We start from the raw sequence: 11,111 nt of genomic DNA, 5'->3' as shown, positions 1-11,111 counted from the left end.
CCGGGAACACCACCGGCCACACGCCTGGGTTTCTGATGGCCACCAGCCTGGGCCTCCAACGGCCACCTACCTGGGCATCTCAATGACCGTTGACATCGCCCCAGCCCTCCATGCGTGGTAGGTGGACCAGGAGCGTTGAACGACTGCTGCGCTCGACAAGCGTGCCGATCGCGGACCTGTCCGTCCCGATGATCAGGTCGCCTTCCCAATGCCCGGGCACAGCCCGGTCGTTGGCCTCGGCGGGGCGCTCGCTGAGGACGACATCGGCGGTGACATGCCCTTGGGGCTTGTTCCGTGACCTGACCCTCGGCTCCCGCAACGCTCGCCCCGTTCGGAGACACGTGACCAGTTCACGCTTGAGCGCACCACGCCCCTCGATGAACAGCGACTGATAGATAGCCTCGTGGCTGATGCGCATGGACTCATCATCGGGGAACTCGACCTTCAGCCGATGCGCGATCTGCTCTGGACTCCATGCCGTCGACCACCGTCGGTCTCGGCGATAGGGCTTGTTCAACCCCTTCCACGGCGGTGTCCTGGGGCCCGGGACGATCGTGCCGTCATGCCTACGGACGTTCCCGGCGAGCCGGTCCTGCACGTACTCACGCAGCCGCTCGTTGCCCACCAGCTTCGCCGTCTTCGGACGCTTTGCGGCCTGCTGTGCCTTCCACTGCGCCACCACAGCGCGGTAGACCGGCTTGCCGCCCCTGGTCGCAGCGTTTCGGCGCAGTTCACGAGAGACGGTCCCGGGGTCGCGGCCGATCGTGAGAGCGATCTCGCGCACGCCCATGTCCTGGGCCTTGAGCAGAGCGATCTCCTCACGCTCGGCGAACGACAGGTACCGGCCGGTGGGCTCGTCCAGGCTCAGCGGCGTCATCCCGCCAGCGTGTCGAAACCATCGGATCCCGACCGGTGCCGACACGCCGACCCCTTCGGCCGCCTGGACCGTTGTGACCCCGGACGCGATCAGGCGCCAGAACTCCCGTTGCACAGCGCGCGACGGCTCGGGGCGGCCGGGCGAGCGCATAGGCGCCCGCATCGCCCGATCCGCGGCCCACTGCCGTCGCGCCCCGGCCGGCGCCTGCGGCATCAGTTTCCTTGGCCGTCCCATCCAACATCTCCGTGATCAAGGTGTTGCGACGACCAGTTGAATCTGCCCTGCGAGCCGGCGTCGGAGTGATGGATCAACTCCCGTGCAATGACAGGGGTGTTCGCGCGGTCACATTGCCACAGGCCCATCTCGAGTGCGGACAGCACCAGCGGGGTCTGCTTGTTCGTCGCGGCGGATCAGCCGACGATCCGGCGGGAGAAGGTGTCCACGACGAACGCGACATAGACGGTGCCGGACCAGGCGGCCACATAGGTGAAGTCCGCGACCCGGACCCGGTTCGGGGCGCCGGCCACGAACTGCCGGCCCAGCCGGTCCGGGGCCCGCTCCGCTTCCCTGTCCGTCACGGTGGTGACGATCTTCTTCCCGCGCACCGCTCCCGTGAGGCCCTCGGCCTTCATCAGGCGCTCGACGGTGCAACGGGCCACTCGGTGGCCCCGACGCTTCAACTCGGCCCAGATCTTGCGGGCTCCGTAGACGCTGTAGTTGTTTCGGAAGATCTCCACGATCAGCGGTGCCAGTTCCGCGTCCCGCAGGGCACGGGCCGACAGCGGGCGCTTCCTATGCGCGTAATAGGTGGACGGGTGGATGCTGCAGTCATGCTCGGAGAGCGTCCTGCAGATCGGCTCGACTCCGCCGAAGCGGTCCCGGTGCTCGTCGATGAACGCTACGAGCGTGTGTGTGGCCGGTCGAGCTCGGCCGCGAAGAAACTCGCCGCGGCCTTCAGGATCTCGTTCGCCCGCTTCAGCTCGGCGACCTCCCTCTTGAGGGCCTTGAGCTGGGCGGACTCCTCGGTCGTGGTGCCGTCCCGGGCACCGGCGTCGACTTCGGCCTGACGCACCCAGTTCCGCAGGGACTCCGGCCCGATGTCGAGTTTCGCTCCGATCGAGCGGATTGCCGCGGACTCTGTCCTGTACTGATCACGAGTCTCCAGGACCAGACGCACGGCCCGCTCCTTGAGCTCCTTGGGGTATTGCTTCGCCATAACGGACTCGATCCTTTCAAAAGGTCGAGCCTCGATCAAACCCGGAACGGTTCATACACCAGTGCCGGCGACGCCATGGCGCTGGGGCAGGCCGTCTACGACCGCCGCAAGGAACTGGGCCTGTCACAGAAGGACGTGGCCGAACGCGCCGGGATGACACAGCCGCAGATCTCCAACATCGAGCAGGCCGGCGCCGAACCGACACTCGCCCTCCTGCGACGCCTGGCAAAAGCGCTGGAAGCACGGCTGTCCATCGACCTGGACGAGGAGGACTCCACCTTCGCCTTCACCCCGCTGATCGAGGACAAGCTGAGAGGCCTCGCGTTTCCCGGACAGGCTTCTGACTGTCTATTTCACGCGGCGATTCGCAACTTCTCGTACTCGGCGTGGACTTCGCGCGGAGGCCGGTAACCCACTGCCGAGTGGAGGCGTGGTGGGTCTGGGCAGACGTACCCAGGCCTTGCTCGGGCCCCGCACGCGGCTTGGGCCAGGGCCGGCGGGAGCGGTATCCGGCGAGGTGAGCTCGTGCCTTGGCCGACGACAAGTGTCCGTTTCCGAAGTCGCTGAAGTGATCTCCGGAGAGTCCTGGCCTGGCGGTGTGGCCGATGGTGATGGCCGGGCACGTGTCCGGGCTTGGGGAACGGCTTCAGCCTAGTTCGACGGGAGGACGCGGAAGGGGACCTGCCACGGCAGGTACCTCACCGCGCGGCCGCCCCGTCGGCCTGGCTCGCCAGCTCCCGACGTTTGTACCGTTGGCTGGACGGCCCTCTCGGAATGATGTGCTCAGCTTTGCGGATCCGGCCCAAGGGGTGGCAGGTCCCACACTCCGTCACTTTCCAGCTCTGGTTCTTGCCACTCCAGGAGGCCGTCGTCGACGACGGGTTCCCACTCTCCCCAGATCTGGAAGACTCCGTTGCTCAAGGCTTGAGCGACTTCGTCCAAGAGGTGGGGCAGGGACGTGAACACCGGGTTGTCGGGGAAGGACGGTCCGTCTTCTTTGTCGTGCGTTCCGATTCGGCCGAAGGTGTCGTCATCAGCCTGGCTGATGAACAGGCTGTTTCCGCTCTCGTCGTAGGCGAAAGGGATCCATGCCGGGTTCCAGTAGTAGTACTCGCCTTGGGGTAGCAGAGCGGTCTGGCTCGGAGCGCTTCGATGTCGTTCCAAAGCCCGGCGGCGCATCGCTTCCTCCGCTCGGAGGTAGCTCTGGTATTCCCGTGCGATCAGGTGCAGGTCACTGAACCGGTGGTAGACGGGCAGAACGAAGTTGCCCGATCCGTTGTGGCACTGGAGGGAGTCGGCCAACTCAGTAGGAAGAGAGCGGCCGATCTGTGTGTGTGCCGTGCGTATGTCAGCCACCGGTGCCGGTCCTGGCAGGGAGGCATGGCTTGCCGGGGCGTTGTTCCGCAGCCACGTTTCGATGCGTTCCCAAGCGACGCTGATGGTCATGTGAAGCATCTTTGAGGGAGGTGCTCCCGCCCGCAAGGGGCGGAAGCACGGTCAGTTGTGCTGTGTGGTCAGGATCCCGGTACGAGGCGGAAGGACACGAACCGGGGCTTGTAGATGCTCGGGTCCCGGTAGTGATGGGCCTCCGGCAGGACACGGTTGTCCAGGCTGTTGACGTTGTAGGAGAACGTCCAGATGTTCCCGTTCTGCAAGACGGGGTGGGCATGGGCGTTGTACGTGAAGACACTTCCGTCGGCGTAGCTTCCGTAGGGGCCCCCTTCGGGGGTCCAGTACACCTCGTCGTGGCCGGTCCAGGCGCCGAAGGGTCCGTAGGGGCTGCTGCAGCTGGACCAGATGCGGATCTTGCCGCTGAACGCTTCGGTGCTGTCCTGGCTGAGCAGAACGAATCCGCCGTTCCAGGGGCTCACGCTGTATTCGTTGGCCACCCCGGTGAGGACGTCGTTTCCTTCGCGCTCGCCGCGCATCCAGTTGCCGCTGTCGGAGTTGAGGAACTGCCAGTCTTCGTCCCGGCTGAGGTCGCTGCCCTTGACACGGGCGATCCGCATCTTCTTGTTGGTGGGGGCGTCGTTGACTCCGTAGATGTAGGTGTACCCGTCTCCGCTGCGGCTCGCCGGCAGCAGGGCCGAGCCCCAGCCGACCTTCGCGGTCGAGGGCAGTTGGTCGATGCGGTCCGGCTCGGAAAGGTGGTCGAGGGAGTAGGTGGCGACCACGTTGCGGTGGAAGCGGAAGTCCCAGGCGCCCGGGCCGAACTTCTCGTACTCCTGGTACATGACCTGAAGGTATTTCGTGCCGCCGATGGTGGCGATCATGGCGTCGCCTGCCCAGTACCAGTGTGTGTCGTTGGCCGGCGGCATGAGCCCTTCAGGACTGTCCTTCGTGCCCCCGGTGATGGTGGTCAGGTGGTTGTCGTCCTGGATGACGAAGGAGTCGTTGACCAGGCGTGCGCTGGTCGGGCGGGTGCCGTCCGCGTTGAGCGGTCCAAGGAAGGTGTCGGAGAACACCCACAGGATGCGACCGTCCGGCAGGGCGACCGAGAAGGTGGAGTCGCCGCCCGTCCAGCCGTCGGGAGTGGTGCGCGCGTAGTCGAGGAACGTGTCCGTGGGCGGCGCTTTCGCGGTCACCGCCTGCACCTCGGGCGAGCGGTTGTCCGTGCAGGTGGGATACGTGACCGGAGCGATTATTCCGGCCGGCTCGGCGTCCTCCTGTCCGTAGGGCTTCCCGTCGGCGCTGAGGACGTCCACGTAGAACTTGTCCTGGTCGAGGATCCGTTGCGCGTTGTAGAAGTCGTTGAGTTCCGCGCCGCCGTTGCGGTTCTGATCGGTGGGAATGACCTGGACTGAGAAGTGGGACGTTCCCGCGCCACCCATCGCCGACCCCTGATGGGTCGACTGGAACGGGTACTCGTCGCATTGCATCGTGTTGTTCTGCGAGTAGCCCGTGCCCCAGTACTTTCGGCAGTACCCGGCAGACTTGCTGTTGTTGGCCTTGCGGTCCGCCTCGTTGACCATGCGTTCCAGAGAGCTTCCGCTGAGACGGGAACCGGGAATCTGCTTCCTGTCTCCCGACAGCGGAAGCGTCAGATCCGACTGGTGCTGTGCCTTCCAGACGTGTTTGGCCTCTGCCGCCACGTCCGGAGTGGCCTTGAGCCAGAACTGGGACACGACGTCGGGATAGACGCAGCCGTAGTAATTGACCTTGGATGACGAGTCGCAGCGGAAGCCGCTGTCCGGTCCCGGAATGAAGCTGTCCTCGTTCAACGGGTTACCGAGCACCTCGGACTTGATCATGAAGTCGCCATAGGCGATCTTGTCCGTGTCGGTGAGCGTGCCCTGCGGCAGATAGAAGTCGAAGAACGCGTGGCCGGCGATCATCCACTGGTCGAGAGTGTCCGTGGCACCGTTCTCGCCGATCCGGCACGAGGTGCCGGGCGTGGTGGTGGAGCACTCACCGGTGAATTTCAGCTCACGGTCCATCCGGGGCGGCGGATTTGAGACGACGGGATCGTCAAGCGCCAGCCACACACGGGTCTTGCGGTCATCCGAACTACTCGGCCCCTGATTGCCCGAGCCTTGGACGGAAGCTCGGAAGGTAATGGAACCCACCGTTTTGCAGATATTGTTCTCGCATCGCACATCCTCGACCAGGAACAGGCCGACACTGCACCAGGTGAAGTGCGTCAGCGTGACGGTCCCACCGGTGTTCGGCGCCACGGCCTTCCAACACTCGGTCATGTCCACCATCTCGATGGACGGGGCCACCTGGTCGCGGTGGGGGAGCTTGGCCGTAAGGTCGGTGCGCCGTTTGGCCTGTTGAGGCGTCTCCTTGGCGGACGCCTTCTGTCGTTTCTGCCTCTCCTTCTCCGATTTGGGCGGAGCGGGGGCTCGGACGGGTTTCCCGTCGAGGGTGGTGAAGGACGTCCTGGTGAACGTTTGGACATCGCTGTCCGCAGCGGCCTGGGGTGCCGCGGATAATAACGCAGCGAGTGCCGCAAGGATCGCGACTAAGATTCTCGATCTGCGCAGCATCGGTCTTCGCAAAGTCATTGCCTTTCGCTCGGTACCTGGCAAGGCGCGATGGCGCGAAGGGCGCGGAAGATCCTCGTCGGACATGCAGGCGCATGGGAGGAACTGCTGAACCGGTGCGGTTCGCAGGACGCCTCGTACTGATCGTGAAGCCTGCGGCGCTGCCGCAACGGACGACACGGTCGCACCCGCGCATGCGTGATGACCGACTACGGCCACGAAGCGCGCGACAGGCAGCGCGCAGAAATGGGCCTACGTCTTGCCGCGCCTCCCCTCACCGCGTGGCTGGGCCTCGGCGGTGGGGCGCCTGTGGCATGTTCATGCCTGCGCGACAGATTACATGCCTATGTAGATCGTTTGGTGATGATCCGTTAGGTTTGGTGGTTGGGTGATCGAGCACCGCGCCTTAACTCGGAGAGTCTCGTACTTCCAGTAGCGTCTCGGTGACTTCCTCTGGATCTCCCGCGAACGGGCCTTGCCGGTGTGCCCATGCAGGTGCTGCCGGGTCTCCCGCTCGGGTCGTACGGCCTCAGCGAGTTTGTCCGTCACCTATCCCGGAAGCGATGCGCCGGTTTGGTGTCAGTGATGGCATGTCAGGCGGGAGTATTCGTCTTATCGGGCGTCTGCGAGGACCAATGTGGACCAGGACGCCAGTGGCCTGGCGGACAGTGCCGCTCCGTACCCACACTCCGGTGAACCGCACAGGGTCCTCAGCCAGTCGCCAAGCCGCAGCAGCGCGCGGTGTGACCTACCGCCCCCGCGGGTGAAGCAGCGGACGGACCCCGGGCGAGCCGCAACCGGACCCAGTACGAAGATCACGGACAGTTGGTGATCTTCGAAGGGGTCCGTCTTGCCGCACACCCCCGCCCTCGCCACGGCGGCCACCGTGCTCAGCGCCTTGGCCGCACTGCTCACCCCCGCCCCTGCTTCCGCCACCGAAGCCGCACCCGGCGAGACGGTGACCCTGCCCGTCCGGGACGCCCTGCAGACGCTGCCGGTTGAGGAAGAGGACCGCACAGGGTACGAGCGCAGCAAATTCCGGCACTGGACCGACGCAGACCGGGACGGCTGCAACACCCGCGCCGAGGTCCTCCTCCAAGAAGCGGTCACCGCCCCTGCCACTGGTCCGAGTTGCTCGCTCACCAGGGGCAACTGGCACTCGCCCTACGACGATCAGTACCTCGACAGTGCCCGCAAACTCGACGTCGACCACCTGTTATCCGTACCTGCGACGGATCATAAAGATGAAGTTGCTGGTCATCGAGTCAACGGCATACCGCTGACAGCTTTCCAGCGTCCCAAGTGCTAGGACTGTCAGTGATGTGGGTGATGCTGTCCCTGTGACGACTCAGGACACGAACCCGATCGACAGTCAAGCCGCCGACGACTGCCTGCCTGATCCGCTTTCCCTGATCGAGGACACTGACTGGGCTGGGCTGGAGCACGCCTACGGACCGGCGGAGGACACGCCGCTTCGCCTGATTCAACTTCTAGCCGAAGAGCCGGAGGTCCAGGCCGAAGCGTTGGGGGTGCTCGACATGTCGGTCCTGCACCAGGACTCCTTGTACAGCGCCACGGCTCCTGCCGCGCTGTTCATCGCCGCGATCCTGGACGACCCCCGTACGCTGGCCCAGCACCAGAGCTACTTTCCGTGGGATGACCGCTCCCGAACGTTGCGCGCCGCCTTGCTTGAGTGGCTGGGCCGGGTAGCGGACTCGGCTGCCTACGGCGAAAGAACCGGTGCGGACGACGGTAACGACCCGGGAGTCACCGATGCCGTAAGAGCCGTTCGTGGACCGATCTACAACGCCGTCACCGCGCATCTACTCGCGCCGGATCCAGCGGTCCGGGAGGCAGCCCTCGGCGCAACCACGGCACTCCTGCAGGCTCCAGAGCTGGCAGGGCAGATCGTCACCACCACCCGGGTACTGCGACGCCTGCTTGCCGAGAGCAGCGACCGGCGCGAACGCGCGGCCACCGTTCTGGCCATCGGGTCCTGGGACGAGGACACCACAGCATTGCTCACCGATCCAGACCCCGCCATCCGGGCCTGCGCGGCGCTGGCACCCGGCTGCTTCGACAACAGCCAGGCAGTGCAGGTGATCCTCCACGCCCTGCTCGATCCCGCCAACGTCGACTCCTGGCTCCCGGAGCCCACCGCAGTCGATCCCTGGATCACGGACCCGCTGCCTCAGATCGAAGGCCGTCTACGGCACGCACTGCTGGCTGCGGCTATCGAGCGCACCAACGACTTCGAGGAACTTCTCGCGGTCGCCCTAGCCTGCGTCCCCTTCTGCAGCAACCTCACCATCGGCGACGACTGGGGCCCACTGCTCGCTGCGGCGTTCCCGTCCGGCTACAGCCCGGGTGCCGAGCTCACACCGGCTCAGCACCGCTTCCTCAGTGCGCTCGCTGATCGAGATGTGTGCTGGCGCTACACCAACCTCATCGCGTCCTGGTTCCAGGACATCGGCCTTCCCGCAGACCGGGATGCCATCAAAGCGCTTCTGGGGTCCGCTCGTTAAAAGACCCTGGGCATGTTGTCGGAGGGTGTCTCGAATCACTCCGGTTCGTACGCGGCCAGGCGGCGCCGAAGCTACAGGTTGTCGCCGTGGGCCACCTCCAGGGCCTTCCGTAGCCGCGCGATCTCCTCGCGGTGGGCCTGCTGTTGCTGTGAAAGGCGTGCACTCAGGGCTCGTACCGCCGCCGAGGTCGACGACGGCGCTTCGGTGTCTGCCTGACGCATTCCGGAAAGCTGGCCACCTTTCGCAGGGTGGCGTTCGACCAGGCTGCGGATGTCGGGGTGCCTGTAGAGGAAGTCGGTGCTCACGCCTGCCACCTGGGCAACGGCGGTGAAACTGACAGGCTGCCCGGCCTTGACCATCTGGGCGAGCGCGGTCCGGGCCCGCTTGTCCGCGTCCGCGGTTCGCCCCTTCGCTGCCTGGTGGAGGTGCTCTGGCAGAGGACTCAAGGCGTGCTTCCCTCTCTGTGGTCAACGGACGGTTCCGCCCGGTCGGGTGCCCCGGCTCCTCGCACCGCGCGAATGCTCCCGCCCTCCTGCACGCCGACCTGCTCGACGGCGACGAGGACCTTCGTGAGGGCGCGGGTTTCGGCGCGCCGTCCCGCGAGCCAGATGTTGTCCTCACCCATCGGCTCGCCGTGGCGGGCGGTGAACTGTGTCTGGCGTCGGGTGATCAGGGCTTCGGTCTGGTCGAGCTGGTGCTGGAGTTCATCGCGGTGGCTGGCGTCGGTGACGAATTTTTCGCAGGTCAGGCAGGCATTTCCCTTGGAGCAGACTTGCTTCGGGGGCAGCATGCACCATCCGTTGGGCAGCACCCGGTCAGCTCGCTGGTCCAGGTGCAGGAGGTCGTAGAGGTCGCTCGGGTCGAGGCCGGCGGTCCTGCCGTCCGCGGTGATCTTCTTGTAGCGCAGGAACTCGCGCTCGGCTGTCACTGCGAGGGTCTTGGCATAGTGCATGGTCATGGCCGGTGTCAGGTGCCCGAGGTAGCGCATCACGACGTGGATCGGCACGCCGGCGTTGATCAGGTCAGTGGCGCGGGTGTGCCGGAAGGTGTGGGTCTTGGAGATCTGGACCGGGCGCCCGACGCTGTCGTTGATGGTGAGTGTCCGGGTCAGGTCGCCGAGCCTGTGGTGGAAGGTGGCGGCCGCGTAGGGTCGCAGTCCGAGCCGGTTGTTGCGGGTCTGCAGGAAGAGGTAGCGCGGGTTCGTGCCATCCGGTGTTCCCCGAGCGGTGAGGAAGTCACGGGCCCACTGCTGCTGGACCCGGATGATGTCGACGATCTCCTGGTCCACGGGGATCGTCGGAGGACCTCCACCTTCGATCTTGGTCTGCTGGTAGGAGAGCCGGGCAACGAAGCCATCCGGCTCGCGTCCGTCCGGCTCTTTCACCTGTACAAGAGGCAGGAGAGGTTCGAAGTCCATCATCAGGACCTCGTTCATCCGCCGGCCGGTACGGATCAGCAGCATGAGGGCGTGGAACGCCTGTCGGTCGTCCATGCCGCCTTCGAGCTTGGGAGCCGCCAGCATTCCGGAACCTGCCGCGATCTGGCTGATGACCTCGTCCTCGAGTGCCATGTCGTCCGTGAGCTGGTTGGTCAGCCTTGGCTTGTCATCCAGCCGGAACAGCACCGTATGGTGCAGACCCAGCCGGGACCAGCGTGGCTCACCGAGCACCCTGACCGCCTCAGCCCGGTTGTCGTGCATCCAGCGGTAGAACTGTTCCATGGTCACCAGCGGGCCACGACGGCTGTTCTTCGCGAGCCTGCTGCCCTTGTTCGGGCCGGTAAGCGCGGTGTGGCTGTTGAGCGCGTCCACCAAACCGAGCAGCCACGGCCTCAGGTCCTCCGGTGAATCGACGAGCTGCGGGCCTGCGCATCCCGCCTGTTCGATGTACCAGTTGAGCCAGTTGAGGTGATCCAGCCGGCTCTTCACCGACGACCACACGTAGCGTTCCGTGGAGAGTTGGACGGACAGCCACCATTTGGCGGCCTCGCGGAACCAGTCCGTGGTCAGCTGGCTGAAGTTGACCACGCGCCGGCCCTCCGGCTGGTGCTCACGTTGCGGGATCCGTCGGTCCAGGCTCGGGTTCCACAGGTTCAGGCGCCACCACTCACCGTCGTGGTAAGCGTAGGCCAGCCGATCCTGGAGGTGCTTGACACTGTGCAGGACGAGCGTGGGCAGGTGCGTGTTGGCGGCCGGTGTCGTGCACATCACCGCGCGCCGTACCTCCCGCTCCCACTCATCGTGGGAAAGCGCCGTTAGCGACCGCGCCTTGCGCGCTGCCGGCCCACCCTGTTCAACGGCCAGTACCAATCCTCGTCGAAGTTCCTGGAAGCGCGCGGGGTTGATGCTGTAGCCATCCGCCACCTGGCGGTCGATGCACCACGCCAGCTCGAACAGCATCGGCTCCGGAAGACCCCTTAGAGAGCATCTGATCAATGTTCAGGACGATGTGGGTGGCTTGTCCGTTTCGATTCGCCAGGTTGGTGTGGATTCTCCGGTGAGTTCTCGG

At 65.4% G+C, this 11,111-nt stretch carries 8 protein-coding genes and 2 pseudogenes; 3 read left to right on the top strand and 7 right to left on the bottom strand.

Features of this window, described 5'->3' with window-relative positions:
* Positions 1-97: 97 nt before the first annotated feature.
* From M2283_RS51270 to M2283_RS51260, 3 genes and pseudogenes are all read right to left on the bottom strand, one after another.
* Positions 98-1,090 (bottom strand): annotated as a pseudogene (locus tag M2283_RS51270) (IS30 family transposase); the annotation flags it as partial.
* 197 nt (positions 1,091-1,287) lie between these two features.
* A complete protein-coding gene (locus M2283_RS51265) occupies positions 1,288-1,629 on the bottom strand; it encodes an IS3 family transposase (RefSeq protein ID WP_280883529.1) in 342 nt (113 codons plus the stop codon).
* 146 nt (positions 1,630-1,775) lie between these two features.
* On the bottom strand, positions 1,776-2,093 hold the full coding sequence (locus tag M2283_RS51260; RefSeq protein ID WP_280883528.1) for a transposase: 318 nt from the start codon (positions 2,091-2,093) through the stop codon (positions 1,776-1,778).
* Between the two features lie 54 nt (positions 2,094-2,147).
* Here M2283_RS51260 and M2283_RS52325 point away from each other — a divergent pair.
* Positions 2,148-2,504, top strand: a pseudogene (locus M2283_RS52325) (helix-turn-helix domain-containing protein); the annotation flags it as partial.
* 372 nt (positions 2,505-2,876) lie between these two features.
* On the opposite strand, the gene M2283_RS51250 reads toward M2283_RS52325, so the two are convergent.
* Both M2283_RS51250 and M2283_RS51245 read right to left on the bottom strand, forming a co-directional pair.
* Entirely contained in the window at positions 2,877-3,539 is a 663-nt protein-coding gene (locus M2283_RS51250) for an SMI1/KNR4 family protein (protein ID WP_280883527.1), read from the bottom strand.
* Between the two features lie 68 nt (positions 3,540-3,607).
* Positions 3,608-6,166, bottom strand: coding sequence for a NucA/NucB deoxyribonuclease domain-containing protein (locus M2283_RS51245; protein ID WP_280883526.1), 2,559 nt, complete (start codon positions 6,164-6,166; stop codon positions 3,608-3,610).
* A 763-nt stretch (positions 6,167-6,929) separates the two neighbouring features.
* Here M2283_RS51245 and M2283_RS51240 point away from each other — a divergent pair.
* Both M2283_RS51240 and M2283_RS51235 read left to right on the top strand, forming a co-directional pair.
* A complete protein-coding gene (locus M2283_RS51240; protein ID WP_280883525.1) occupies positions 6,930-7,388 on the top strand; it encodes a hypothetical protein in 459 nt (152 codons plus the stop codon).
* Positions 7,389-7,419: 31 nt separating this feature from the next.
* The gene (locus M2283_RS51235) at positions 7,420-8,604 is read left to right on the top strand and encodes a HEAT repeat domain-containing protein (protein WP_280883524.1); all 1,185 of its coding nucleotides are present in this window, start codon (positions 7,420-7,422) and stop codon (positions 8,602-8,604) included.
* A gap of 71 nt (positions 8,605-8,675) precedes the next feature.
* Here M2283_RS51235 and M2283_RS51230 read toward each other — a convergent pair whose 3' ends face one another.
* Both M2283_RS51230 and M2283_RS51225 read right to left on the bottom strand, forming a co-directional pair.
* Positions 8,676-9,050, bottom strand: a complete 375-nt coding sequence (locus M2283_RS51230; RefSeq protein WP_280883523.1) for a DUF6262 family protein — start codon at positions 9,048-9,050, stop codon at positions 8,676-8,678.
* Positions 9,047-11,002, bottom strand: a complete 1,956-nt coding sequence (locus tag M2283_RS51225) for a tyrosine-type recombinase/integrase (protein ID WP_280883522.1) — start codon at positions 11,000-11,002, stop codon at positions 9,047-9,049. Before M2283_RS51225 ends, M2283_RS51230 begins: the two co-directional genes overlap by 4 nt.
* Positions 11,003-11,111: the final 109 nt, after the last annotated feature.

This window comes from Streptomyces pseudovenezuelae, assembly GCF_029892565.1.
GTDB lineage: Bacteria > Actinomycetota > Actinomycetes > Streptomycetales > Streptomycetaceae > Streptomyces > Streptomyces pseudovenezuelae_A.
The sequence above is the reverse complement of the archived record's forward strand: the minus strand, read 5'-3'. Positions and strand labels throughout refer to the sequence as shown.